Here is a 25,652-nt window from a genome sequence, read left to right as displayed (position 1 = left end):
CAATGGACCCAAACCGGCCCGAGGGGCCGGGCGGGGATCGATCAACCAACTGGCGTTTCGGGCATGGCGATGAAGGACGGCGAGGTTTTCGGTACGACGCCAGCGGGCGAGGCCATCCGCCGCTTCAGCATCCGCGGCGGCGGCCTCACCGCCAACATCATCGGGCTTGGCGCCATCATCCAGGATCTGCGGCTGGCCGGCCACGATGCGCCGCTGGTGCTCGGCTATGACAGTTTTGAGCCCTATGAAACGGATACGGCCTTCTTCGGCGCCGTCGTCGGACGCTATGCCAACCGTATCCGCGATGGCCGCTTCACCATCGCCGGCCAGCGCTACCAGACCGAGCGCAACTTCCTCGACAAGCACACGCTGCATGGCGGCTCGCAAGGTTTTTCGCACCGGCCATGGGAGGTTTCGCTGCATGGCAGGGATTTTGTCACCCTGACGCTGCATGATCCCGACGGCACGATGGGCTTTCCCGGCGCGCTCGACGTGACCTGCACCTACAGGTTGAAGATCCCAGGCACGCTCAGCGTCGAGCTGACCGCCACCTGCGAGGAGCCGACGCTGTGCAATCTCACCCAGCATTCCTATTTCAACCTGGATGACGGCGGCGCCGGCGATGTCCTCGATCATCGGCTGATGCTGAACGCCGGCGCCTATCTTCCGGTCGATGGCGACCTGATCCCGACCGGCGTCGTGAAGCCGGTCGACGGCACGCCGTTCGATTTCCGTCAGGCGCGGCCGCTGCGCATGGAGGGCGAGGGCAAGCAACTCCCCTACGACCAGAATTTCTGCCTTGCCTCGACGCGCGGGCCGCTCAAGCTGGCGTCATGGGCGCAAGGCGCGAATTCCGGCGTCGAGATGGAGCTGTGGACCACGGAACCGGGCGTCCAGCTCTATACCGGCCAGTATCTGGCGCCAGCTTCGCCGGGGCTCGGAGGAGTTCATTACAAGGCCTATTCGGGCTTCTGCCTGGAGCCGCAGGTCTGGCCGGATGCGCCGAACCGGCCGTATTTCCCGCAGGCCACGCTATGGCCGGGCCAGATCTACCATCATGTGACGGAATACCGGTTCCGACTGCCTGGCGCCTGACGCACGGATACCGGTACCGGCTTTTGCTGTGCTTACCTTCGGTCCGGACAGGACCGTGCGCAATGTTCAAAGAACGTCCTTTGCGGCGCGGGACTGGATGGCCGCGCAGGCCGCGGATCTGCTGCCCGTGGAGTATTTCCACGTGGTTTTCACCCTGCCTGCCGAGATCGCGCAGATCGCATATTGGAACAAGAAGGCTGTCTATGACCTGCTGTTTCGGGCATCGGCCGAGACGCTGACCACGATCGCGGCCGATCCCAAGCGCCTCGGCGCACGCATCGGCATGACCAACGTGCTGCACACCTGGGGATCGGCGCTGACGCATCACCCGCATGTTCACATTATCGTGCCTGGCGGGGGACTGTCGCCGGATAGCACCCGCTGGATCGGCTGCCGCCCCGGGGTGCCGGGTCGCCATCCATGACAACCAGTCCCAAGAGAAGATATGACGCTTCTCTACGTCCCTTCGCGGCCGCCCGACGGCAGGCCGTGACCTGAGGCGGACGTGGCGATCGAAACAGAATGAGAGCCCACCGCATCGGTGCACACAGCACGACGGTTAGGTGATATGGTGCCCGTCTGGTCAGCCTTTCCAGGGATAAGCATGGAACGCCGTTTGGCCGCGATTCTGGCAGTGGATGTAGTCGGTTTTAGCCGCCTGATGGAGGTCGACGAAGCCGGCACGCTGGCTGCCCTCAAGATCCGCCGCAAGGAGGTGCTGAGGCCCCTGGTTGCCAAGCATCGCGGACGCATCTTCAAGGTCGCCGGCGATGGCGTGCTGGTGGAGTTCGCCAGCGCTGTTAACGCCGTGCAATGCGCGGTCGAGCTCCAGGAGGGCATGGCCGCCGCAAACAGCGATCAGCCTGAGGAGCGGCGGATCGTGCTGCGCATCGGCGTCAATCTGGGTGACGTCATTGTCGAAGGCAGTGATCTCTATGGCGACGGCGTCAACATCGCCGCGAGGCTCGAAAGCATCGCCGAACCGGGTTCCATCCTGGTCTCCGGGACCGCGCATGACCACATCAGGAACAAAGTCCAAGTAGGCTTCGACGATCTCGGTACGCAGAACCTGAAGAACATCGCCGAGCCGGTTCGGATCTATCGGGTCGCCGGAACACCGGCTGTTGCGGTCGTGACGCCCAGAGTCACAGCCGAGAAGCCTGCCATCGCCGTCTTGCCGTTTGTGAACATGAGCAGTGATCCCGAGCAGGAGTACTTCGCGGACGGCATGACCGAAGACATCATCACGGAACTCTCGCGCTTCAAGAGCCTCTTGGTTATCGCGCGCAATTCCTCATTTTACTACAAAGGGCGGTCGCCGAGGATCCAGGACGTCGGGCGCGAACTCGGCGTGCGCTGGATCGTCGAAGGCAGCGTGCGCAGGGCCGGGAACTGGGTACGCATAACGGCCCAGCTAATCGACGCAACGACTGGGGCGCACGTGTGGGCGGAACGCTATGACCGCACGCTCGACTCCATTTTCGAGGTCCAGGACGAGGTCGTGCAAGCAATCGTCGGTACAATACCGGGGCATCTTGGTCGAATCGCAGTCGAGCACGCGCGCCGGAGGCCGCCGGCGAACCTCACAGCCTTCGACCATTTGCTGCGGGGACGCTGGGCTCTGTTTCACTCCACTGATGGTCTGCAAAGTGCCTTGGTTCATCTGGAGAAAGCGATCGAGGCCGATCCGAACTATGCGGCCGCGCACGCGCAGATCGCCACCGCCTTTGCCTATGGCATCTATGCGTTGGGCCTTGAACCGGAGATTGCGATCGAACGCGCGTGCCATCATGCGGCGCGCGCAGTGGCGCTCGACGGCGGCGATACCGAAGTCAATGCGGCTGCCGCTTCCGCCTATATCACGAGCGGCATGCATGAGCTTGCCGATCTTCACTCCGCGCGTGCAACGGCGAGCAATCCGAATGATGCATCGGCTCTCTTCAGCCGCGGATTTGTTCTCGCCCATCTGGGTCGACCATCCGAGGCGATCGAAATCTTCTCCCAAATGCAGAGGATCGACCCTTTGGCGCCGGATGATGCCAGATCAGAGGTGCTGTGCGACTGCCACTTCATGTTGGGAGAATACGAGACAGTAATTGGGATCCTCAGGCACAGGCACGATGTGCCGGCCTATATGCACCTGATCGAAGCTGCAGCGTACGCACAGCTGGGTCGCATCGAGGAGTCGAAAGCGGCTGTCGCGGCTTTCCATCGAAGTCCAGCCCCCAAGCCGGACCCAAAGACCATGATTGCTTCGCAGATGCGCATGATCGCTCATCAAGAAGACCGCGAACGCTGGCTTGAGGGCTACCGCAAGGCAGGCCTGCCCGTATGACGCCGTCTCGTAGCCCTGACCCCGACGTGGCCCGACTACCTAGTCTGGAGGCGTGCGTCATCCTGAGCGTGATTGCCTTCCACTGAAGGCTCCTTCTGGCGCGCATCCGAGTGCTTGCCGAACGCGAAGGATTGTCTCCGGTCCGGACCTTTATGTGCCGATTTCCTTCCCCGATAGCTATCATTGGGCGCAACCAACTATGATGACCCATTGCCGTCTTCCCTGCGTTCGCGTTGGATGTCCGCTTCGCGCCGCATGGCAGAGTCTTGTCAGCGCCGGTCGACGGCGCGCTTCGGACCCGTGTGTTCGGCGATCGCCTCGACGATCCGGTCCCAATCGCCGGGGTTCAGCTCGTGCCCGCCGCCCTTGAGCTTCAAGAGCCGCGCGCCCGCGACCGCCTCGGCCAGTACTGCGCCGTGCTCAACCGGAAAGACTGGATCGGCGGTGCCGTGAATGACGAGCAGCGGTGCCTTGATCTCGTGCAGCCTTCCCTGCCAGGCCTTGCCAATCTTGAAGAGGACGCTGTGGTTGGTGGCGCTGAGATAACCGCCGGAGCGGTCGAAGTCCCGCTCGATGAAGGCTCTGGTCTCGGCTTTGTCGAATGGGTGTGTCGTTCCCGCGATTAGGCGCGCGTCCTCGAGACAGTAAGCAACCGCTTCCGCCCGGTCCGACCAGTACACGTCCACAGCCATATGTTCCAACCACGCCTTGTCGCTCTCGGGGAGGCTGGACCGGTCCACCCCAACCGGCGAGGTGCTGATCGCCGTCAGTGAAAGCACCCGCTCTGGATGTTTGAGCGCCGTACCCAGGCCGACCATTCCGCCTTGGGAGAAGCCCGCGACGTGCGCCGCCGTGATCCTGTAGCCGTCGAGCACGCGAAGGGCGTCTTCGACCGCATCGTCAAAGCCATAGCCCGGCCGACCGGGCGGATATTTGGTCGAGAGACCGGAGTCTCGCTGGTCGTAGCGGATGACGAAGCGGCCCCGTGCGGCGAGTCGACGGCAGAATTCCTCCGGCCACCAGAGCATCGAGGCCATCCCGCCCATGATGAGAAGTATCGGCGGCTGGGCCGGATTGCCGAAGCTCTGCGTTGCGAGCTCGACCCCATCGGCACGGATCACCAGCTCGTTCATGCCAGTCCTTCGCGGCGCAGAGCCGCTTGTACGGCAGGCCGCTCTTCGATGCGCGCGATGTAATCGTGAAGCGGCTCGGGCAGTTGAAATCCGAGCTCCGCCGCGCCGCGCGCCAGCTGGAGGAGATAGGGATCCGCGACGGTGAAAGTCTTTCCGAACAAATACCCCCGCTCCAGCCGGCCTGCGGCGAAGCGGAACCATCGCAGTATTTCCTGGGCGATCGGCTCCCTGACGTCTTCAGGAAGCATTAGGTAGGTGGGAAAGCGCTTGTGAATCTCGGTCGCGATGAAGCTCAGCATCTCAAGCAGGCGATAGCGGCCCAGATGACCCTGTGGCGCGAGCTCCGGCGCGCGATCCGCGACCCAAGCCAGGATCGCGACATTCTCGGTCAGCACCTCACCGTTCGTCGAACACGAGAGCGGGCACATAGCCCTTCGGATTGATATCGATATAGCGGCCACCCCATTCGGTCTGCTTGGTCTCGATATCGACCTTGACCACGTCGAACTGAATTCCAGCCTCCAGCATCGCGATATGGTCGGCCAGGCTGGTGAACCCGGGTGCAGAATAAAGCTTCATCGATCCGACTCCTTCTGCTGCTGCTTGGTTTCACAACCAGTTGAATCCTGGGTCATCTGCTCAACAACGTGCCGACAATTGGATACTCCCACCTCGGTTTGACCAAGAAACGAGCGGCGGCGAACGCGGTTCCACGATCCCCTCAGCTGCTCGCTGATTGCTCGCACATGCAGAGGCACAGGACGGGACGCGAGTATCTTCCTCGACTCTGGTTGTCGGGGCGCATGCGACGCTCGCGGAAAAGGACTGTCGGCGCTGACGGGATTGGCGTAAGCTACGGCCTTTGGGGTGCATCCATGCACCGTATCACCACCGTAGCTATTGTCGCGCTCGCGGCCGCCGCGCTTAGCTGTCCTGCGCGGGCGGAGGTGCTGATCGGGGTCGCAGGCCCGATGACCGGAAAGCTCGAATGGACTGGCACGCAATTGAAGCGCGGCGCAGAGGTGGCTGTGGCCGACATCAATACGGCGGGCGGCGTCCTCGGCGAGCCGGTGCGGCTCATCACGGTCGACGACTTCTGCGATCCCAAGCAAGCGGTGGCTGCTGCCCAAAAGCTGGTGGCTGACGGTGTAGTCTTCGTCGTCGGGCACTACTGCTCTGGAGCCTCGATTCCGGCATCGGAGGTGTACGAGGCGGCGGGAATTCTGCAGATTTCGCCGTCCTCGACCAATCCGATGTTGACCGAACAAGGCCGCGCCAACGTTTTCCGCGTCTGCAGTCGCGACGATGCGCAGGGCTTCGAGGCCGGCAACTACTTGGCCGATCATTGGAGCGACAAGAAGATCGCGATCCTTCACGACAACACGACCTACGGAAAAGGTCTCGCCGATGAAACCAGGAAGCAGCTGAACAAGCGCGGCACGACCGAAGCGATTTTCGAAGCCTACGCTCCCGGGAACGACGATTACTCGGCCGAGATCGCGGCGCTGCAGGCTGCGGATATCGCCGTGCTCTATCTGGGCGGGTATCATACCGAGGCTGCGCTTATGGTCCGTGCGGCGCGCGACCGGGGCTACTCGGTTCAGCTGATCTCGGGTGACGATACAGCGACCGAGGCATTTGGGCTGATTGCCGGCCCTGCCGCCGAGGGCACGCTCTTCACCTTTGTCCCCGACCCGCGTCGAAATGCCGAAGCGGCCAAAGTCGTCGAACGATTCCGAGCCGAGAACTTCGAACCCGATTCCTGGACGCTGCACAGTTACGGCGCCGCCCAGACCTGGGCGCAGGCGGTCGAGAAGGCAGGCTCACTAGAACTCCAAGCCGTGATTGCATCACTGCGCGGCAATCAATTTGACACTGTGTTGGGCCGTATGGACTTTGATAATAAGGGCGACCTCACTGTTCAGAGTTGGGTATGGTATGTCTGGAAGGGTGGCGAATACGTGCCGTTGGAGTAATGGACCACCGATCCGGCGAATCGCCTTGAGCCAATCTGTGCAGACCCTATCGGCCGCGCCAGCTGAATCAATGCGTCGCCGCGATGCTTAAGCGTCTCGGCATACGCGGCCGTCTGTTGCTCGCTTTTTTCGGTATCAGCACCTTCGCGGTGCTCGCGACAACAGCCGCTCTTTATGCCTTCCTCGAGGTGGGGGAGGTCGTCGACCGCATCACCAAGGAGCGTGTGCCGTCGGCGCTCGCGTCCCTCCAGCTGTCGCGCCAGGCCGAGCGGGTCGCCGCCACTGCGCCCGCCGCACTTGCTTCGACCAGCAAGGCTCAGCATTACGAGATCTCGACTGCGATCGCGGCAGAGATGACGCGCCTCGAGGAACTGCTTGCCGCTCTCAAAGGCGCCAAGCCTAGCACGGCGGTAGTGGCTGAGATCGAGGCTGCGGTGCTTGGTCTGCGGCGCAATCTCAACGCCCTCGACGACCTTGTCGCCGCCCGCCTCACCGTGGTGGCGCGCAAAGAGGAACTGTTACGTCGCCTGTCGGCTACGACAAATGCAAGCCAGCGCCTTGTGGCGCCCGGCATGCTCGTGATGAATTCCAAACTCCAGCAATGGCGGGCGGTCACGGCCGACACGCCGCTCGCATCCGATCGAGGCGCGGAGGCGACGGCCGACCTGGTCCAGTCGATAGCGGCCTACATCCCGCAGCAGAAGGCGCAGCAGGAGATCTCGGCGGTCAATGACGCGCTGGTCAACACGGCGGACGCGCCGACGCCAGGCGATCTGGCGTTGATCCTGTTTCCGCTGCGCCGGTCACTCGCCGTTCTGGACACGATTTCCAACCAGATCGACGATAGGCTGCGAACCCGTTTCCAGCAGCGGGTCAACGAGTTCAAGGCACTGATCGACGGCGGAAACAGCATCCCGAAGGCGCGGCAGGACGAGTTCGCCGTCCTGGCGCAGGGCGAAGAGCTTCTGGCCCAAAACAATCAGCTGTCGCGCAGTCTTACCGCTGCCGTCGATCGCCTGGTCGCTGCGGCAGACCGCGAGATCACCGCATCCGGTCTCGAAGCCGCGGTCGTCCAGCGCTACGGGACCGGAGTTGTCCTTGGCTCCGCCTTTCTCAGCCTCTTGAGTTCCATTCTGGTTGTTTGGCTCTATGTCGACCGCAGCCTCCTCGCCCGCCTGGGAGGGGTGAGCCAAAGCATGCTCGCAATCGCCGGCGGCAATCTTCGTGCGCCATTGCCTGTCGCGGGCCACGACGAAATCGGCCGCATGGCCGAGGCGCTCAGGCTCTTCCGGGACACTGCAGTCGAGATCGAGGAAAAGAACCTGCGCGAGGTCGCCGAAGCGCGCCAGCGGCTCATCGATGCCATCGAGAGCATCTCTGAGGGATTCGCTCTCTACGACGGCGAGGACCGGCTCATCCTTAGCAATAGTCGCTACCGCGAACTGCTCTACAGCGACCTTGCGATCGAACTGACGCCCGGCACGACATTCGAGCACATCATTCGCCGATCCGCTGAGCGCGGCTACATCAAGGATGCCGAGGGGCGGTTCGAGGAGTGGGTCGCCGAGCGGCTCTCCCGGCACCGCAACCCTGGCGAACCGTGGGTGCAGCGGCGAGGCGACGGGCGGTGGGTCCTGATAAGCGAGCGACGGATCACCGGCGGCGGCACGGTCGCGGTCTACTCGGACATCACCGAGCTGAAGCAACGGGAGGAGAACCTAGCCGAGAAATCCGCGGCCCTCGAGGCGCTTTCCAGCAAGCTGGCGAAGTACCTGGCGCCCCAGGTGTACAACTCGATATTCACCGGCCGCCAGGACGTCAGGATCGCCAGCCAGCGGAAGAAGCTGACGATATGCTTCACGGATATCGCCGGCTTTACCGAGACCACCGACAAGATGGAGTCGGAGGACCTCACCCAGCTCCTCAATCACTATCTGACGGAAATGTCGAAAATTGCTTCGGATCATGGCGCGACGATCGACAAGTATGTCGGCGACGCGATTCTGATGTTTTTCGGCGATCCGGAAACTCGCGGCGTCAAAGAGGACGCGCTCGCCGGCGTGCAGATGGCTCTCGCCATGCAGAAGCGGATGAGCGAACTTGCCGAAGCCTGGCGCGACATTGGAATTGAAACACCACTGCGCTGCCGCATCGGCATCCACACCGACTACTGCACTGTCGGCAACTTCGGCAGCGAGGACCGGATGGACTACACGATAATCGGCGGCGCCGTGAATCTCGCCTCACGTCTTGAGCAGGAGGCGCAGCCAGGGACCGTGCTCATTTCTTATGAGACGTTTGCGCAAGTGAAGGACACGATTGACTGCGACGAACTGGGGCGCATCCACGTCAAAGGGATCGCCTATCCGGTCGCCACGTATCGCGTCATCGATGTGAAGGCCAATCTTGTCGCTGCCCGTCGCGCCGTTCGAACCGAACTGCCGCATCTCAGACTGGAAGCTGAGCCCGAGCTGATGTCTGCTGACGAGCGTGACCAAGCCGCAACTGCGCTTCGAGACGTGCTCGATCGACTTTGTCACAAGCCCGGGTAGGAGGGATCGTCGGCATCGGCTCTGTGGACAAGTCCCCATTCTGAAACACGCAGGACGGCAAAGCCGTCGATCTCTACACGCTCATCAACGACAGAGGCGCGTCCATCAAGTTCATCGCTATGGCGGGTATAATCACGGCGATCAATGTGCCCGACCGCTGGGGCAAGCTCGACAACGTCGTGCTCGGCTTCAAGGAACTCGCCGACTACGAATCCTTGCCCCCCTATTTCGGCGCCTTGATCGGGCGCTACGCCAATCGCAGACCGGTGCGCGGAATGAACTGCGACGAGTTTGGAGACAATGTAGCGGTTTTGATGGCCGGAGGTCCGCTCATGGCAGCGCGATACAGACGTTCCTGTTTCTGATATCCATTGAGGCTGTGAAAAGTGCCCGTGCAATGATGTGGTTGGTGTGTGTTGATACTTCCTGCGCTTGATCAGCTCTGTTAGGCGTCGGAAGGATTTTATCGGAGCGCAACGGCATGCCGACGGCCTTCTTTATCACTCATCCGGAAGTTTCCGTTGATCCCGCCACGCCAGTTCCAGCTTGGCGGCTTTCGGACCGCGGCGTCACCCGGATGAGGGCTTTCGCGGGCTGTGCGGTGCTGTCCGGCCTGACGTCCATCTGGTCGAGTTCCGAGGCCAAGGCTATTGAAGCGGCTGGCCTGCTGGCGGCGGGATTTGGTTTGCCCGTCCAAGTGGATGAGCACCTTGGCGAGAACGACCGCTCCGCGACCGGTTTCCTTCCACCCGTCGATTTCGAACGAGTTGCTGACGCCTTCTTCGCCAATCCACATGAGAGCGTTTGCGGATGGGAGCGCGCGCTCGATGCCCAGGATCGCGTCGCGCGGGCCGTGTTTCGCATTCTTGCGACCCATCACGACGGCGACATTGCTTTCGTCTCGCATGGCGGCGTTGGCACGCTGCTGCTTTGCAAGCTGCTGAATGCGCCGGTTTCGCGCAGTCGGGATCAACCATTCCAAGGTCATTTCTTCGCTTTCTGCTTGCCAGGTTGCAAGATCATCCACGAATGGCAGCCTATCGCCGAGCGTTAACCTCAACTTTTCCCTGCAGAATTGGGCCTTGAGTACAAAGAGCCGGGGAACGAATGGAAGTAGAAACAATGACGGAATTGACTGCGTGAATGGTGACAATAACGATCGGATGCTGTTTGCGACTGCGCTGGCGCGGCGCGGCGGCGAACTCGGCCTGCAATATTTCCGACAACTGGAGACACTCACAATCGAGAGCAAGGGTCATCAGGACCTGGTCTCCGAGGCCGACCGGAATGTCGAGACGTTCATCCGCCGGGAGCTTGCGGCGCAATATCCTGAAGACGGTGTTATCGGAGAGGAACACGCCGCACTCGCCGGCGGATCGGGTTACACATGGGTGATAGATCCAATCGACGGCACTGCCAACTTTCTGCGCGGCATCCCGGCCTGGACCGTCGTCATCGCCTGCGTCAAGGAGGGTGTGGCGGTCGTGGGCGTTATCCATGAACCCTCTACCGGCGAGACATTTTATGGACGCCGCGGCGGTGGCGCTTTCCTCAACGGCCGGCCCATCAAGACAAGCCCGACGAAGAGCCTGACGCAAGGCTCGGTCGGAACCGGCTTCTCCAATCGTCGTGAAGCGCGCACCGTCGCCAAGCTGATCGATCTCCTGCTTCAGGAGGGCGGCGTGTTTTTCCGCAATGCATCCGGTGCGCTTATGCTTGCCTACGTCGCCTCGGGCAGGCTGCTCGCCTATGTCGAGGAGCATATGAATGCTTGGGACTGCCTCGCCGGCATGCTTCTGGTCGAAGAGGCCGGCGGGTCGGTCGTCACGCCCGACCCGAAAACGGTTCTCGAGGAAGGAACACTGGTCATCGCGGGCGGCAAGGGCGTGTTCGACAAGGTCCACGCGCTCTGCAAAGAGGCGTTCAGTCTGTGATCAGCACGGGTCCGCGTTCGGGAAAGCCGATGCTCACCGGCTGCCCCGCTCGAAACGCGGTATCGACATCCGGCGAGACCACGAAGACTTCGCCGAATTGCGTGGCAATTACGAACTCGAGGTGGCTGCCGACATAGGTCACTTTTTCAAGCGTGCCAGGCAAGGCGCCTGGCGCATTCGGCTCGCCAATCTCGAGGCGGCTCGGTCGCGCCGCCAGCTTGGCCGGCCCCGGTTTGCGGCCGCGAGCCGGCAGCTTCAGCACGGCAGGTCCCAGATGCACAGTGGCGCTGTCGCCCTCGACCGACACGACCTCGCATTGAAACATGTTGGCTTCGCCGATGAAGTCGGCCACGAAAGCATTCGCGGGCTGCTCGTAGAGGTCGCGTGGCGTGCCGTCTTGGGCAATCACCGCATTGTTCATGACGATGATGCGATCGGAGACGGCGAGCGCTTCCTCCTGGTCGTGGGTGACGTAGACGACGGTCAGGCCGAGTTTCTGCTGGATCTCGCGGATTTCCTCGCGCACGCGCCGGCGGAGCTTGGCATCCAGGTTCGACAAAGGCTCGTCGAAGAGCAGCACCTGCGGCTCCAGAACCAACGCCCGCGCCACCGCGACACGCTGTTGCTGTCCGCCCGAAAGCTGGCTCGGCAGGCGGTCGCCGAAATTGGAGAGGCCGACCAGTTCAAGCCCGGCTCTGGCCCTCTCGGCCGTCTCCTTCCTGTCGAATCCGGAAAAGCCCAGGCCGTATTCGACGTTCTGGGTCACGGTCATGTGCGGGAAAAGCGCGTAGGATTGAAACACCATGGAGACATCACGATCAGTGGCCGGCAGCCGGGTGACGTCGGCGCCCCCGATCAGGATCTGGCCGCTCGTTACCATTTCCAGTCCGGCTATCATGCGCAAGGTGGTCGTCTTGCCGCAGCCCGACGGTCCAAGCAGGGTGACCAGCTTCCCGGCCTCGATGAACAGCGAGATGTCGTTGACGGCGGGCGCCTTGCTCTTGCCGTAGATCTTGGTGACATTCCTGAATTCTACTGAGGCGGCATTGCCGCGAATTTCGGCCATTCATCCGCCTCCCGAGATCGCCGGCTGTGGACGCGCCACGACCGCCTGGCTGACATTGGTGCGCGACTGCGCCAGATCGCCGTCGAGACCGCGCCGGCCGATCATGCGGCTGCCAACCGCAAGCTGCATCAGGCCGATCACCGCCAGCATGACGCCGATCAGGACGGCGGAATAAGCGATGGCGATGCCATATTCGTTATTCTCGACGCGGCCGACGATGTAGCTGGTCGACATGTCGTACTGTGCGCTGACTAGAAAGATAATGGCGCTGATGGCGGTCATGGCGCGAACGAAGGAATAGACCAGCGCGGCAAGGATGGCCGGCCGCAGCAGCGGCAGCACCACCTTGCGGAACGTCTGCCAGGAGTTGGCTCCCAGCGTGAGGGAGGACTCGTCAAGGCTGCGGTCGATCTGCGACATCGATGCGACACCGGCGCGGACCCCGACCGGCATGTTGCGGAAGATGAAGGAGAGCACCAGGATAATGCCGGTGCCGGTGAGCTCGATCGGCGGCACATTGAACGCAATCACATAGGACACGCCGATCACAGTGCCGGGAATGGCGAAGGACAGCATCGTAGCGAATTCGAAGGTATCCTTGCCGGCAAAGTCCTGGCGGACCAGCAGATAGGCGGTCAAGAGTCCAATGGCCGCGGTCAACGGCGCGGAGATGACGGCTATTTCCATGGTCGTCCAGAACGAACTCCAGGCCGAGCCGCGCCAGTGGATGCCGAACTCGTTCCAGCCGATGGAGAACGCCGTCGCGTAGTGTTCAAAAGTCAGGGAGAAATCGACACCCCACAGCTTGACAAAGCTGCCGTAGAAGATCGTCGCGTAAATCAGCAAGGTAAAAAGCGTCCAGAGCGCGGCCACCGCGAACAGGACGTTGCGCAAAATTGCCGGCAGATGCGGGTGGACGCCGGCGTCGCCTTTGCCGGAGACGGTCGTGTAGGACTTCTTCCCAAGCCAGAATCGCTGGGCGTAGAACGCCCCGAGCGTGAAGAACAGGAGCACGAGCGCGAGGATCGCCGCCTGCGCCTGGTCGTATTGCGCGCCGACGATGGCGAAAAAGATCTCGGTGGACAGCACGTCGAAATTGCCGCCGAGCACCAGCGGATTGCCGAAATCAGCCATGCTCTCGATAAAGCCGAGCAGAAAGGCATTGGCCAGACCCGGCCGCATCAACGGCAGGGAGACGGTGATGAAGGTCTGCCAGCGATTGGCGCGCAGGGTCTGCGCGGCCTCCTCCATGGATGGGCTGACACCCTCGACCACACCGATCATCACCAGAAAAGCGATCGGCGTGAACGCCAGCACCTGGGCGATGAGCAGGCCAGGCAGGCCGTAGACCCATCGCGTCGGTTGGACGCCGATCAGCTCGGCGAAACCCAGATTGATGGCGCCCGAGAGGCCGAACAGAAGGATGATGGCGAGGCCGATGACGAAGGGTGGTGTGATGATCGGCAGCACGGTCAGCGCGCGCAACAGCGCGCCGTAGCGAAAGCCGGTGCGGGTCACCACCAAGGCAAAGACAAGGCCGAGCGCGGTGGTCGTCACGCCGACGAGCACGGCGAGAAGGAGCGAATTCCAGGCGACGCCGCAGCGCGGGCCACTGGTGAGGCAGCCGAGGCTCCAGAGCCGGTCGCTGGAGAGTTTCGCGAGAAAGACGGGAAGCGAATAGTCGCCCTCTTGCGTGAGCAGCGCGCTCCCCAGCATTTGACCGATCGGCATGAAGATGAAGATGGCGACCACGGCGACAACGAAGCCGATCGAGCCGGCGACGAATTCGTCGCCGGCCACCGCGCCGCGCGCCGCAAGCCCGAGGGTGAACAGGAACAAGAACGCGCAGCCTACCAGCAGTGCGCCCCAGCCCATGCCAAACTGGCGGTCGTCAAGCTCGCCAAAGAGCGAGTTCAGCCATTGCCACTGGAAGCCACGCAGGCCAATGCCGAAGCCTTGAAGCAGGAAATAGGCGCCGCCGGTCGCGCCGACGGCGATCAGCAAATAGCCAAAGAAAGGGTCGGACTTGCGCCGCCCCCATAGCATGAGCGGCGCGAGAAGCAGCGGGCCGAGGGGTGCGAGCCAGAGTTTGTCGCCTTGCAGCACAAGGAAAAGCGCCGGCGCGACGTCATCGTCAAGCGGATAGCCGTCCAACAGCCAGGACAGGGTGAAGAGATTGCTGTCCAACCCGTACCAAGGCAGCAGCGCATAGCCGAGCAAGCCGACTGCCGTCCACAGGACGACGGTCGGGTGAAGCGCGCTCGTGGCAGTGCGGACGCGCATGATCACTGCGGCAGGGTCGAGACCTCCGTATCCCACTTCTGCAGCAGGCGCTTGCGCTCGGCGCTCGATCCATACTTCTTGAAATCGTAGTCGATGAGCTTGATGGTCGACAGGTCAGGCGACAGTTCGGACGCCGTGGCGTTCTTGTTCGACGGCAACTGGAACGACTTCACGTCCTTGGCCTTCGACTGCATCTCTGCGGTCAGCGCCCAGTCGTAGAACTGCTTCGCTGCTTCCGGGTTGCGGGCGCCCTTGATCAGCGACATCGAGCCGATCTCATAGCCGGTGCCTTCGCAAGGCGCCACCGTGACGATCGGGAAGCCGGCTGCCGTCTGCGTCACCGCATCATGCATGAAAACGATGCCGATAGTCGTTTCGCCGAGACCCGCGGCCTTAATCGGAGCGGAGCCGGACTTGGTGTACTGGTTGATGTTGGCGTGGAGCGCCTTCAGGTACTCAAAACCCTTGTCCTCGCCCATCAGCTGAACCATCGTCGCGAGCATTGTATAGGCGGTGCCCGATGAGTTCGGGTTGGCCATCTGGACGTGGCCCTTGTATTCCGGCTTGGTCAAATCGGCCCAGCATTTCGGCTCCGGCAGGTTGCCCTTGGCCAACAGATCCTTGTTGTAGCCGAAGCCGAGCGCACCGGAGTAAACGCCGATCGTCTTGTTGTTGGCGGCTTCCGCCTGCTTGACCGCCCAGTCGTGCAGTTCGCCGCGCATCGGGGACATATATTCCTCGGTCAGTCCTTCCTCTGCGGCCTGGAGATGAGGATCGCCGGTGCCGCCCCACCAGACGTCGCCCTTTGGGTTTCCGGCCTCGGCGCGCACCTGGGCGTATGTCTCGCCTGAACTCTTGCGGGTCATATCGACAGTGATGCCGGTCTTTTCCTCGAAGCTGGTCTTGATTTGCTGGCACCAGGCCTCGTCGGCGGCGCAATAGAGGGTGAGGCTGTCGGCGTAAGCCGAACTGGCAGCAGAGACGAGCATTACTGCCGTTGCCGCCAGGCGGACACAGGTCTTTTTCATGTGCGAATTTCCTCCCATTGTTTCGCCGTCTAACAAGTATCAAGCATTGCTGCGGCGGCGACCAGATTGGGAGCTTTTGCGCCGATTTGCAAATCGAGTCGGCGGCGGCTGGAACAGGGCTGTCCATATATTCTCCCGCAACCGACCGTCCAATCCAGAGTGGTTCGAGCTTTTTCACGGGGTGGTAGCGTTCGGTTCTGGTCTGCTGCATTCTTCGGCTGAGATAACGGCATGATGGATCCCAGGGCTGCGCCGCGTCGCCTCGCTCCTTGCGCCGCCCGGGATGACGAAGTGGAGGGGTGTTTCGGCTAGTCCGCAAGGTTTGCGATGCCACCGACCGGAATTGTCGACGTCCGCTGCCGATCAATCTCGTTCGATCCGAAATGATCCTGACACGAACTGACAGCGTTGGCTGATCGCTCAGCTAGTGAGCAAGTTGCTTGTAGAAAAAGAGCCAAAGCCTCGCTCGCTTGTTTTGCGCTTGAAGACGGGCGTCTGTCGATTTGAGTTGTGTTTGACATGGGGGCGCTATGGCAATAGCGTGCTTAACTGGTATCAAAGGTATGCCAAGTGATCGGTGTCCTGATCAAGCAGCGGAAGCTTTCGGACGAGGTCGCAGAACACCTCGAGCGGATGATCCGCAAGGGAGAGCTGGCCGAAGCCGAGCGGCTGCCGTCGGAACGGGAACTCATGCGGCAGTTCGGGGTCGGGCGCCCCTCGATCCGAGAGGCGCTGCTGCATCTGAGCAAGATGGGCCTTGTCGAGGTGAGATCCGGCGAGCGTGCCCGCGTCACCCGCCCCACGCCCCAATTCGTAATCGACGCCCTCTCAGGGCCGGCGCGACACATGATTTCGGCCCCGGGCGGGGTTCAAGACTTCCAGAGCGCACGTTTGTTTTTCGAGGTCGGGCTTGCCCGCAACGCCGCTGTGAATGCCACGCCAGAGGACATTGAAAGCCTCAAGGCGGCGCTAGAGATGAACCGGCAGTCAATCGGCGACCTCACGCGCTTCGAACGCACTGACGTGGACTTCCATTACGTGCTGGCGGTGATCACCCGCAATCGGATCTTCACAGCTATCCATGCGGCGTTGGCCGAATGGCTGCTCGAACAGCGGCGAACGACTTTGGCCGAAGGTGAAGACCGCAAGGCCTACGAGGCCCATCGCCAGATTTTCGAGGCGATCGCGGCGCGCGATCCGGACGAGTCCGAAGCGGCGATGCGCAGGCATCTGGAATATGTGTCGAGGCGCTATCTGGAAATCGCGAGGCCCATGTGATGACCAGTTTCGTCGTCTGGGTCGATTTCCGCCTCAAGCCGGGCGCCCGAGACAGCTTCCGAAAGCTCGTCGACGCCAATGCGACCGCGTCGGTACGCAACGAGGTCGGCTGCCGCCGCTTTGATGTGACGGAGGCGCGCGGCGAACCGGACCGGGTCGTGCTCTACGAGATTTACGACAGCGAGGCCGCCTTCGACGAACACTGCCGGACGGCGCATTTCGATGAATTCAACACGCACAGCGCGCCGCTCGTCGACACCAAGTCGGTGACGACCTGCGACCTCGTTCTCGAGGCTACGCCTTGAAGAAAGCATAGCCGGATTGCGCTCTTTGGGCGAAGGGGAGGAAATGCATGTCAGAGCCTAGTCTCAAGGGGTTGGCTGCGCACCGACGGGTCAAGCTCGGCACCCTCGTCGCCGAATTCGCGACACCGGGAATCGGGCACATTCTGAAATCCGCCGGCTGCGATTTCGTCTTCTTCGATATGGAGCATTCGGGCTTCAGCCTGGAAACGGTGAAGAGCGCGATCCGCTATTTCGAGGCGGCCGACCTGCCGGTTATGGTGCGTGTGCCGTCGCAGGACTATCATTTCCTCGCCCGCGCCATGGACATGGGGGCTGAAGGCCTGATCGCGCCGATGGTGAGTACGGTCGAACAGGCGCAGCACATCATCAATTCGATGAAGTACCATCCTGCTGGCGCTCGCGGCGTAGCGCTACAGATCGCGCATGACCGCTACCGTCCGGGCTCGGTCGCAGATAAATTCGAAACGGCCAACCAGCGCTCGGTGTTCATCTGCCTGATCGAGACCGCCGACGGCGTCAACAACATCGATGGCATCGCGGGACTGGACGGGGTCGACTGTCTGTGGGTCGGACATTTCGATCTTTCGGTCTCACTCGGCGTTCCCGGCGACTTGGCCCATCCCACCTTCACCGCGGCGATGGACAAGATCGTTGCCGCCGCCAAGAAGCACAACAAATCGCTTGGACGCCTGGTACCAACCGTCCAGCAGGGTCACGACTTTTACGCGAAAGGCTTCGATTTCATCTGTTATTCGGGTGACGTCTGGGTCCTGCATGATGCGATGGCCGACGCGGTCTCGAAGATCCGGGCCGGGTGCGAGTGAGGCGGAGGAGACGATGGCCAACACAATGTTCAGGGTGGCGCTCTCTGGTGATTTCCGCAAGCCGGACGGCGCGCCGACCTATCCCGACTTCGACCTGGAGCCGCTGCGCAATGCGCCCGGCATCGAGATGGCGTTCCTGGAGCCGAACAATCCGCTGCGCGGCGATCAGCTTGAGGACTTCGATGCACTGATCCTGCTCAGCCATCGCTTCGATGCGACCAGTGTTCCCAAGAGCGACCGCCTGGCCGTCGTTGCCCGTTTCGGGGTCGGCTACGATACCGTCGACGTCGAGGCCTGCACCGCCGCCGGCATCGCCCTGGTCATCACGCCCGATGGGGTGCGGCGGCCGGTCGCCGTATCCGTCATCACCTTCATGTTGGCACTGACCGGCAAGCTGCTCACCAAGGACGCGCTGACCCGCAAGGGGCCTGCCGGGTTCAATCAGCGTTCGGAACATATGGGCGTTGGTCTCGTCGGGCGTACGTTGGGCTCGCTCGGCATCGGCAATATAGGCGCCGAGGTCTTTCGCTTGGCCAAGCCCTTCGACATGAAATTCGTCGCCCATGATCCATTCGCCGACAGCAAGGTCGCTGCCGAACTGGGCATCGAACTGGTCGGGCTGGAGGATGTGTTCCGCCGCGCCGATGTGCTGTCGGTGAGCTGTCCGCTAACGCCTCAGACCCACCACATCGTCAATGCCGAGCGGCTCGCCCTGATGAAGCCGACGGCTTACCTGATCAACACCGCGCGCGGTCCGATCGTCGACCAGGAGGCGCTGACGAAAGTGCTGCAGGAGCGCCGCATCGCCGGCGCGGGGCTCGACGTGCTGGAGCAGGAGCCGCCGGATGCCGACGACCCGATCCTCAAGCTCGAAAACATTATCCTGACGCCGCACGCGCTCTGCTGGACCGACCAGTGTTTTGCCGGAAACGGTGCTGCGGACGTCAAGGCGGTCATCGAGGTGCAGCACGGCCGCGAGCCGCGCGGCGTGGTCAATCGCGAGGTGCTTTCAAGCGAGGCATGGAAGAATCGGCTGGCCGGTTTCGCCGCCCGCTTCGGGACATAGGAGTAGGAGCATTCGGCGCGCCGCCGCGCCTTCGCGGCGGCTTCACGAGAGGAATGCTCGACCGCCGCGCCCGCGGACGAGTGAAGGCAAACGAAAATGGGAGGACCAAGCACTATGAACGATCATGAAAAACGTGACTTTCAGGCAGGCCTCGAAGCAGAGGTCGACGCCTTTATGCGCGGCGAAACCACCCGCCGAACTTTCATAACCCGCTTCGGCCAGATGACCGGCATGCTGGCGGCGTCCGGACCGATCCTCGCCATGATGACGGATTGGGCGCTGGCGCAGCAGAAGCTCGAACTGGCAGACGCCGCTTCACCGCTCGGCCAGGCGCAGGCGGCGGCCATGAAGGCGTCGATGGAAGGCCCGGCGGATGGTTCCGCCTTCCGCGCCGTCGAGGCGGCCAAGGCGCATTCGGGCGTCACGCTGAACATGACCTACGAGGCAGGCCTGCAGGCTCTCGACCCGCGCAATTTCAGTGGACCGATGTGGGAGCAGCTTACGGGCATGAAGTCGAACGTGGTCGAACTGTCGAACCCGGACCAGTACTCCAAGGCCGTTGCCGAGCACATTGCCGGCTCAGGCGCCTATGACGTCCTCGACATCTCGCCAGCCTGGACGCCGTCGCTGGCCAATGGCGGCGTCATCGCACCTCTCGACGATTACATCGCCAAATACATGAACCCGGCCGACCTCGAGGACTATCATCCGCTCTACAAGGCGCTGCCGACCTACAAGGGCAAGATCTGGGGCTTCTTCGACGACGGCGACATGTTCGCTCTCTACTACCGCAAGGACATCTTCGAGGATCCGAAGATGGTGGAGGCCTATCAGGCCAAGTTCAACGCCAAGCTGGCGCCGCCGAAGACCTGGGAGGAATATGCCCAGATCGCCCAGTTCATCACCGACCAGATGGCGCCGAACGTTTATGGCGCTGGCCATTTCCGCAAGGCGGGCAGTCCCGGCAACCAGTTCGACTTTCTGCAGCAGTACCGCGCCAACGGTGGAAAACTGTTCGGCGACGACATGAAGGCCGGCTTGGTTTCGGATGCCGGCGTGAAGACGCTGCAGAACATGATTGCAGCCAATGCGGCGTCGATTCCCGGCAACAATGAACTCGACGCCGTCTCGCTGTGGGCGGCGTTCCTGACCGGCAAGGTAGCGATGATCTACTCCTGGCCGCCGTCTGGCCGCATGGCCGCGAACTATTCGCAGTCGGCCACCGCAATCAACTTCATCCCGCAATCGCAGATCGCCGGCAAGGTCGGCTACGCGGTCGTGCCCGGCAATCCTGAACATGCGACCGGCTACAATAAGGCGCTGTCGGCGGATTCGGCGAACCCCGAAGCGGCCTACCTGTTCATGCAGTGGGCCTGCTCGCCGCCGGTCTCGCTTGCACGCTGCATGCTGCCCTACGCCCTGCGCGATCCCTACCGCATCTCCCACTTCAAATCCGAGCTTTACGGCGCGCTGTTCCCGAGCGCCAAGGAGTATCTGAGCAATCTTAACAACTCGGCCAATGTCGGCCTTCTCGACCCGATCATGCCCGGCGCGCAGGATTATTTCCTGAGCATCGACCGCATGTGCACAGCTGTGTGGGCCGGTGCGGATCCGAAGGCGTCGCTAGAAACAGCGGCGGCCGAGTGGAATGAGACGACCGACCGGCTCGGCGTGGATTCGCAGAAGGCATTCTACACCGAGTTCCTGAAACTGCCGGGCGCTACTGCCGACAACACGGTGGAGAAGCTCGGCATGGCGGTCACCCTCTGAGTTTGGCCTGCATAAAGGACGCCGGCCGGCATCCTTGACCAAAATCGGTGTTGCGGGCGCTTGGTCCGCAACACCTCGTCGCAACCGCCAGGCAGATTTTGGATGTAATTGATGCAGCATACCGCAACCATCAGTCGCTTGAAGGCAACTGGCGCCCCGCCACGACTGTCGGGCTTCGCACAATGGGCGGACCGCCACTTCAAATGGCTGCTGGTGGCGCCAGCGGTACTGCTGATCCTGGCGCTGTCGGTCTATCCGCTGCTGTTCTCGCTGGTCGTGTCTTTCATCAACTATGATTTCCAGGTGCCGGGCCACGCCTTTGTCGGATTGAAGAATTTCGAGCGCGTCGTGTTCGATCCCGTCGCGCGCTGGTCGCTTTTGCTGACAGCGTGGCTGTCGGGGATTAGCGTCGCTATCGAATTCGTTCTCGGCCTTCTGGTGGCGCTGACCATGGTTCGCAGCTTTCCGGGCCGCGGGGTGATCATGTCGATCCTGATCGTGCCGCTGTTCATCAGCCCGGTCATCGTCGGCCAGGCTTGGACGCTGCTGCTGCAGAGGCCTTTCGGGCCGACCAACTACATTTTGACGCAACTTCTGGGGCAGGAGGTGACGATCGGCTGGATGACCGAATCGCCATGGCTCTATGTTTCGCTGATTATCGCCGATGTTTGGCAGTGGACACCGTTCATGTTCGTCATCCTGCTCGCCGGGCTTACCGCCATTCCCCCGAACCTTTACGAGGCGGCGGAACTCGACGGGGTCAATGCCTGGCAAGCGTTCTGGGCGATAACCCTGCCGCATCTCGCGCCAATGATGCTGCTGGCGCTGACTTTTCGGCTGCTCGATGCAATCCGCATGTTCGATACTATTTTCATCATGACCGGCGGCGGGCCAGGCACGCGGACCTACACCGCCTCCTACTATCTCTACACCGTCGGCTTCACCCAGTTCCACCTGTCGCAGGCGACCGCCGGAAGCTGGTTGTTCCTGATCTTCACCGCGCTCGTGGTGATGCTGCTGGTGCGACGGCTTTTGAAGACGGAGCCGGTCTGATGGCGGCCGTCGCGCCTGTCCGTCGCCCGAAACGCCGGTCGATACCGGTCGGCCGCATCCTGCTGCTCGGCTTCTTCCTGGTCTTCGTGTTGTGGCCGCTCTACTGGATGTTCAACACCTCGATCAAGCCGAGCGACGACTATCTCACCGTGCCGCCGGTCTGGTTCCCAACCGCACCCACCCTTGTCCACTATGAAGCCGCGCTGTTCGCATATCGCGGCCTCGACGGGCTGATCAACAGCCTGATCATCTCGCTGTCGGCAACGGTGCTCTCGGCCCTGTTCGGCACGCTGATGGCCTACAGCCTGGCGCGCTACAACACCGGCGGCCAGCATCTGTCGTTCTGGGTGCTGTCGCAGCGCTTCCTACCGCCCATCGGCATCGTGCTGCCGGTGTTCCTGATCTACCGCGGCGTTGGCCTCTACGACACGCATATCGGCCTGATCGTCGCCTATACGGTGTTCACGCTGCCGGTGTCGGTATGGATGATGTTCGCTTATTTCCGCGGCATGCCGAAATCGATGGAGGAGGCGGCCCTTGTCGACGGCTGCACGCGGTGGGAGGCGTTCTGGCGCGTCGCAGTGCCGCTCGCCGCGCCAGGCATCGTCGCGGCGGCGGTCTTCGCCTTCATCGCCTGCTGGACGGAGTTCTTCTTCGCGCTGATTCTGACCAGCCGCACTGCTTTCACGCTGCCAACGGTGTTTCGCGCCTTCATCGGTTTCCAGGGCGCGCAATATGGCGAGGCGGCAGCCCTGGCCATCGTCTCCCTCGTGCCGTCGATCGCGCTGGGAGTACTTGCCCAACGACATCTCGTGCGCGGGCTCACGCTCGGCGCTGTTCGCGGATAGAAAGGGTCGGCATGGCCGAAGTCAGGATCACCGGCTTGCACAAGCGCTACGGCGCCTTCCATGCCGTGCGTGGCATAGACCTGGACATTCGCGACGGCGAGTTCACCGTGCTGGTCGGCCCGTCCGGCTGTGGCAAGAGTACGCTCTTGAGGACCATTGCAGGGCTGGAGGAGAGTTCGGAAGGCACGATCGAGATCGGCGGCGAAGTGGTCAACGATTTCCGACCGCGCGACCGTGACGTGGCGATGGTGTTCCAGGACTATGCGCTTTATCCCCACATGAACGTGGCGAAAAACATTGGCTTCGGCCTAAAGGCGCGAAAAATGCCGAAATCGGAGGTGGAGACGCGCGTCGCCGAGGCGGCGCGCATGCTTGGCATCACCCCGCTGCTCGGGCGCTTTCCGCGCCAATTGTCCGGCGGGCAGCGCCAGCGGGTCGCCATCGGCCGCGCCATTGTCCGCAGCCCGCGCATTTTCCTGTTCGACGAGCCGCTGTCCAACCTCGACGCGCAGCTTCGCGACGAGATGCGCGGCGAGATCAAGCGCCTTCACCAGGACATTGCGACAACGATGATCTACGTCACCCATGACCAGATCGAAGCGATGACTCTGGCTGACCGCATCGTGCTGATGCGCGACGGAATGATCGAGCAGCAGGGCGCGCCGCTCGAGCTGTTCGAGCGCCCCGCCTCGACCTTCGTCGCTGGCTTTCTCGGTTCGCCGCGGATGAGCTTCCTGCCGGGCACGCTGAAGTTGGACGGCAGCGCTGCCGCCATCCGGCTCTCCGAGGCGCTGCTTCCGGTCGCCCCCGGCCGGAGCCTGAATGGCGCCATTGACGGACAGGCGGTGCTGCTTGGACTGCGGCCAGAACATCTGACGCGCGCGCATGCTGCGACACCTGCGCAGGGCACGTTTCGCTACGACGCAACGATCGACCTGCTGCAGCCGACCGGCTCGCGCAGCTATGCGACCTTCCGCCTGGCCGGCGCGCCGGTGATGGCGGAACTGCAGGCGCACGACGTCAGTCGTCCCGGCGAGAGACTGCCGATCGACATCAACATGAACCGGGCCTCGATTTTCGACGCCAAGACCGAGAGAGCGATTTGACCACGGCAGCACCTCGAGCAATCCGCTTGTGTGGGACCGAACAGGTCGATCCGCAGTTGCGGACACTGCGCGCGGGACCCTTGTCGGTCGAGTTTGACAATGGGGCGATACGCTATGTGCGTATCGGCGGGGTCGAGGTTCTGCGCGGGATCTCATTTCTCGTACGCGACGAGAACTGGGGAACCGAAACGCCCGTTCTCGATGACCTCCAGGTCGATGAAAAGCGGGATGCGTTCAGCGTCGCCTACCGTGGAACATGCGCCGGTGCGTGCGGTCGGCTGGTCTACCAGGCGCGGATCGCAGGCGGGAGCGACGGTGCGCTGTCGTTTGTGGTGGAGGCAGAGCCCGAAACTGACGTATTGACCAACAGAACCGGCTTCGTCGTGCTGCATCCGATCGAGGGTTTGGCCGGCAAGCCGGTAAAGGTGCTGCACGAGGACGGTCGCGAAAAACTCTCGCTTTTTCCGGACACCATCGATCCTAGGTGTCCGTTCACCGACATTCGCGCGCTTTCGCACGAGATCGTGCCTGGAATCTGGGCCACATGCACCATGGAAGGTGACGCCTTTGAGATGGAGGATCAGCGCAATTGGTCCGACGCCTCCTACAAAACCTATGTCCGTCCCCTGCGTCGCCCGTGGCCCTACAGATTGCCGAAAGGCGAGAAATTCACGCAGGCCGTCCGACTTCAGCTGTTGGGAACGCTCCCTGCCGGGTCTTCCAAAAACCCCGATCCATCCATCAACCTGACGATTGGCAGAGCCATCGGTCGAGTGCCCCGCATTGGCATCGGCGTCGCTGCCGACGAGGCGAAGCACGCGTTTGAAGTCGCCGAGCTCATTCGACCATTGGCTCCGCAGTGGGTGGTCTGCCAAGTCGATCTCCGGTTCGGGCACGGCCAGGATGAACTTGAAGGTTACACCGCCCTGGCACAGTTGACCGGCGCTGGCGTCGTACTTGAGATCATCACCAAGGGCACGCTCGATCCTTTCGGCGAATTGGCGCCTCTCGCGGATGCTGTCCAAAGCCTTCGCCTCAATCCAGAAGCTGTCTCCGTCTTTCCGGCGCAGGACATGAAGTCGGTGCAGCCGGGAGCACCGTGGCCGGCGATGCCCACCTTCGAGCAAAACTACGCCGCCGCCCGCCGGGCTTTCCCCGGGGTGGCGCTGGGCGGCGGCATGGCCGCATACTTCACCGAGCTAAACCGCAAGCGTCCGCCAACCGGAGCGCTCGACTACGCAACCTTCACCACCTGTCCAAACGTGCACGCAGCAGATGACGTTTCGGTGATGGAGACGCTTCAGGCTATCCCCCATCTGATCCGCTCTACCCGTGCTTTCATGGGCGACCGCTTGCCCCTGCGTATAGGTCCCAGCCAGCTCGGCTGCCGCGAGAACCCCTACGGCAAGTCCACTGCGCCGAATGAAGCGAACGGTCGCGTCTGTCTGAGCCGCATCGATCCTCGGCAGCGCGGCCTGTTCAATGCGGCTTGGACAGTCGGCTATTTCGCGGCCTGCGCGCGCGAGGGAATCGAGGCCGTCGCATTCGGCGACTTCACCGGCCCGTTCGGACACGTCCACAGGAAGGCCGATTTCGTGCAGCCGTGGTTTGACGAACAGGATGGCCGAATGGTGTATCCCGCTTTCCATGTCATGGCAGGCCTCTCAAAGCTCAGCGGGGCCACCCTGCTGTCCGTGGGAACTTCCGGAGCTGACAACATCGCTGCGATCGCGGCCGAAAAAGATGGGCGCACGACGCTGTGGCTCTCGAATCTCACTGCCAATAAGCAATCAGTGCAGCTTTCGAATACGCCGATCAGCGCCCGCATTGCTCTTCTTGCTGCCGACCAGTTCGAGCGGGCGGCAGCCGATCCGAATTTCATGGAAAGTGCCGGAAGACGGTTGGATGACCAAGTCATCTCTCTTGACGCCTACGCCGTGGCGCGAGTCGATCTCCACCGTTCGTCTTCGGCATAGCCCGGTGGACGGTAGATTGGTGGG

The 25,652-nt window shown here is 62.3% G+C and carries 21 protein-coding genes and 2 pseudogenes; 17 read left to right on the top strand and 6 right to left on the bottom strand.

What is annotated here, in order from left to right; genetic code table 11:
* Positions 1-63: 63 nt before the first annotated feature.
* The 3 genes and pseudogenes from BLT09_RS25525 to BLT09_RS25515 all read left to right on the top strand — a co-directional run bounded on the left by BLT09_RS25525 (position 64) and on the right by BLT09_RS25515 (position 3,430).
* Positions 64-1,095, top strand: coding sequence for an aldose epimerase family protein (locus BLT09_RS25525; RefSeq protein ID WP_091598220.1), 1,032 nt, complete (start codon positions 64-66; stop codon positions 1,093-1,095).
* Between the two features lie 82 nt (positions 1,096-1,177).
* Positions 1,178-1,498 (top strand): annotated as a pseudogene (locus BLT09_RS25520) (IS91 family transposase); the annotation flags it as partial.
* Positions 1,499-1,699: 201 nt separating this feature from the next.
* Complete coding sequence (locus BLT09_RS25515; protein WP_167366535.1) at positions 1,700-3,430, top strand: adenylate/guanylate cyclase domain-containing protein; 1,731 nt, start codon at positions 1,700-1,702, stop codon at positions 3,428-3,430.
* Between the two features lie 269 nt (positions 3,431-3,699).
* Here the strand turns inward: BLT09_RS25515 and BLT09_RS25510 are convergent, their stop codons facing one another.
* Genes BLT09_RS25510 through BLT09_RS35140 form a run of 3 tightly spaced genes read right to left on the bottom strand, consistent with a single transcriptional unit; the run spans position 3,700 to position 5,142 of the window.
* Entirely contained in the window at positions 3,700-4,563 is an 864-nt protein-coding gene (locus BLT09_RS25510; protein ID WP_091598214.1) for an alpha/beta fold hydrolase, read from the bottom strand.
* Positions 4,560-4,958, bottom strand: a complete 399-nt coding sequence (locus BLT09_RS25505; protein WP_236473779.1) for a glutathione binding-like protein — start codon at positions 4,956-4,958, stop codon at positions 4,560-4,562. The genes BLT09_RS25510 and BLT09_RS25505 overlap by 4 nt, the downstream gene beginning before the upstream one ends.
* Position 4,959: 1 nt before the next feature.
* A complete protein-coding gene (locus tag BLT09_RS35140) occupies positions 4,960-5,142 on the bottom strand; it encodes a glutathione S-transferase family protein (RefSeq protein WP_236473780.1) in 183 nt (60 codons plus the stop codon).
* A 296-nt stretch (positions 5,143-5,438) separates the two neighbouring features.
* Between BLT09_RS35140 and BLT09_RS25500 the strand changes: the two genes are divergently transcribed.
* The 5 genes and pseudogenes from BLT09_RS25500 (at position 5,439) to BLT09_RS25480 (ending at position 11,025) form a co-directional block, all read left to right on the top strand.
* Complete coding sequence (locus BLT09_RS25500; RefSeq protein ID WP_091598211.1) at positions 5,439-6,539, top strand: branched-chain amino acid ABC transporter substrate-binding protein; 1,101 nt, start codon at positions 5,439-5,441, stop codon at positions 6,537-6,539.
* Positions 6,540-6,622: 83 nt separating this feature from the next.
* Positions 6,623-9,091 (top strand): adenylate/guanylate cyclase domain-containing protein, encoded by a 2,469-nt coding sequence (locus BLT09_RS25495; protein ID WP_091598208.1) that lies wholly within the window; start codon positions 6,623-6,625, stop codon positions 9,089-9,091.
* Positions 9,092-9,171: 80 nt separating this feature from the next.
* A pseudogene (locus BLT09_RS25490) lies at positions 9,172-9,456 on the top strand (aldose epimerase family protein); the annotation flags it as partial.
* Positions 9,457-9,572: 116 nt separating this feature from the next.
* On the top strand, positions 9,573-10,145 hold the full coding sequence (locus BLT09_RS25485) for a histidine phosphatase family protein (RefSeq protein WP_091598202.1): 573 nt from the start codon (positions 9,573-9,575) through the stop codon (positions 10,143-10,145).
* A gap of 109 nt (positions 10,146-10,254) precedes the next feature.
* The gene (locus tag BLT09_RS25480; protein WP_091598200.1) at positions 10,255-11,025 is read left to right on the top strand and encodes an inositol monophosphatase family protein; all 771 of its coding nucleotides are present in this window, start codon (positions 10,255-10,257) and stop codon (positions 11,023-11,025) included.
* On the opposite strand, the gene BLT09_RS25475 is transcribed toward BLT09_RS25480, so the two are convergent.
* From BLT09_RS25475 to BLT09_RS25465, 3 genes are read right to left on the bottom strand one after another with little or no spacing between them, the layout of a single operon-like run.
* The gene (locus BLT09_RS25475) at positions 11,015-12,091 is read right to left on the bottom strand and encodes an ABC transporter ATP-binding protein (protein WP_091598197.1); all 1,077 of its coding nucleotides are present in this window, start codon (positions 12,089-12,091) and stop codon (positions 11,015-11,017) included. The genes BLT09_RS25480 and BLT09_RS25475 overlap by 11 nt on opposite strands.
* Positions 12,092-14,374 carry an ABC transporter permease gene (locus BLT09_RS25470; protein ID WP_091598194.1) on the bottom strand — a complete coding sequence of 761 codons (2,283 nt, stop codon included), beginning with the start codon at positions 14,372-14,374 and terminating at the stop codon, positions 12,092-12,094.
* A gap of 2 nt (positions 14,375-14,376) precedes the next feature.
* Positions 14,377-15,402 carry an ABC transporter substrate-binding protein gene (locus BLT09_RS25465; protein WP_091598191.1) on the bottom strand — a complete coding sequence of 342 codons (1,026 nt, stop codon included), beginning with the start codon at positions 15,400-15,402 and terminating at the stop codon, positions 14,377-14,379.
* Between the two features lie 570 nt (positions 15,403-15,972).
* Between BLT09_RS25465 and nanR the strand changes: the two genes are divergently transcribed.
* From nanR to BLT09_RS25420, 9 genes are all read left to right on the top strand, one after another.
* A complete protein-coding gene (nanR, locus tag BLT09_RS25460) occupies positions 15,973-16,680 on the top strand; it encodes a transcriptional regulator NanR (protein WP_091598188.1) in 708 nt (235 codons plus the stop codon).
* Positions 16,680-16,985, top strand: a complete 306-nt coding sequence (locus tag BLT09_RS25455; RefSeq protein ID WP_091598185.1) for a putative quinol monooxygenase — start codon at positions 16,680-16,682, stop codon at positions 16,983-16,985. The genes nanR and BLT09_RS25455 overlap by 1 nt, the downstream gene beginning before the upstream one ends.
* A 47-nt stretch (positions 16,986-17,032) precedes the next feature.
* Positions 17,033-17,809: an HpcH/HpaI aldolase family protein gene (locus BLT09_RS25450; RefSeq protein ID WP_091598182.1), complete on the top strand. Its 777-nt coding sequence runs from the start codon at positions 17,033-17,035 to the stop codon at positions 17,807-17,809.
* Positions 17,810-17,822: 13 nt separating this feature from the next.
* Positions 17,823-18,875 (top strand): NAD(P)-dependent oxidoreductase, encoded by a 1,053-nt coding sequence (locus BLT09_RS25445; RefSeq protein ID WP_091598179.1) that lies wholly within the window; start codon positions 17,823-17,825, stop codon positions 18,873-18,875.
* Between the two features lie 114 nt (positions 18,876-18,989).
* Complete coding sequence (locus tag BLT09_RS25440; RefSeq protein ID WP_091598176.1) at positions 18,990-20,645, top strand: extracellular solute-binding protein; 1,656 nt, start codon at positions 18,990-18,992, stop codon at positions 20,643-20,645.
* A 111-nt stretch (positions 20,646-20,756) separates the two neighbouring features.
* A complete protein-coding gene (locus BLT09_RS25435) occupies positions 20,757-21,698 on the top strand; it encodes a carbohydrate ABC transporter permease (protein ID WP_091598173.1) in 942 nt (313 codons plus the stop codon).
* Positions 21,698-22,546 (top strand): carbohydrate ABC transporter permease, encoded by an 849-nt coding sequence (locus BLT09_RS25430; protein WP_091598170.1) that lies wholly within the window; start codon positions 21,698-21,700, stop codon positions 22,544-22,546. The genes BLT09_RS25435 and BLT09_RS25430 overlap by 1 nt, the downstream gene beginning before the upstream one ends.
* Before the next feature lie 11 nt (positions 22,547-22,557).
* Complete coding sequence (locus BLT09_RS25425; protein WP_091598167.1) at positions 22,558-23,652, top strand: ABC transporter ATP-binding protein; 1,095 nt, start codon at positions 22,558-22,560, stop codon at positions 23,650-23,652.
* Positions 23,649-25,628, top strand: a complete 1,980-nt coding sequence (locus tag BLT09_RS25420) for a D-apionate lactonase family protein (RefSeq protein ID WP_091598164.1) — start codon at positions 23,649-23,651, stop codon at positions 25,626-25,628. Before BLT09_RS25425 ends, BLT09_RS25420 begins: the two co-directional genes overlap by 4 nt.
* The last annotated feature ends 24 nt before the right edge of the window (positions 25,629-25,652 follow it).

It is taken from the genome of Mesorhizobium muleiense (assembly GCF_900099905.1).
Classification (GTDB): Bacteria; Pseudomonadota; Alphaproteobacteria; order Rhizobiales; family Rhizobiaceae; genus Mesorhizobium; species Mesorhizobium muleiense.
This window is presented reverse-complemented; position numbering and strand designations above follow the sequence as displayed.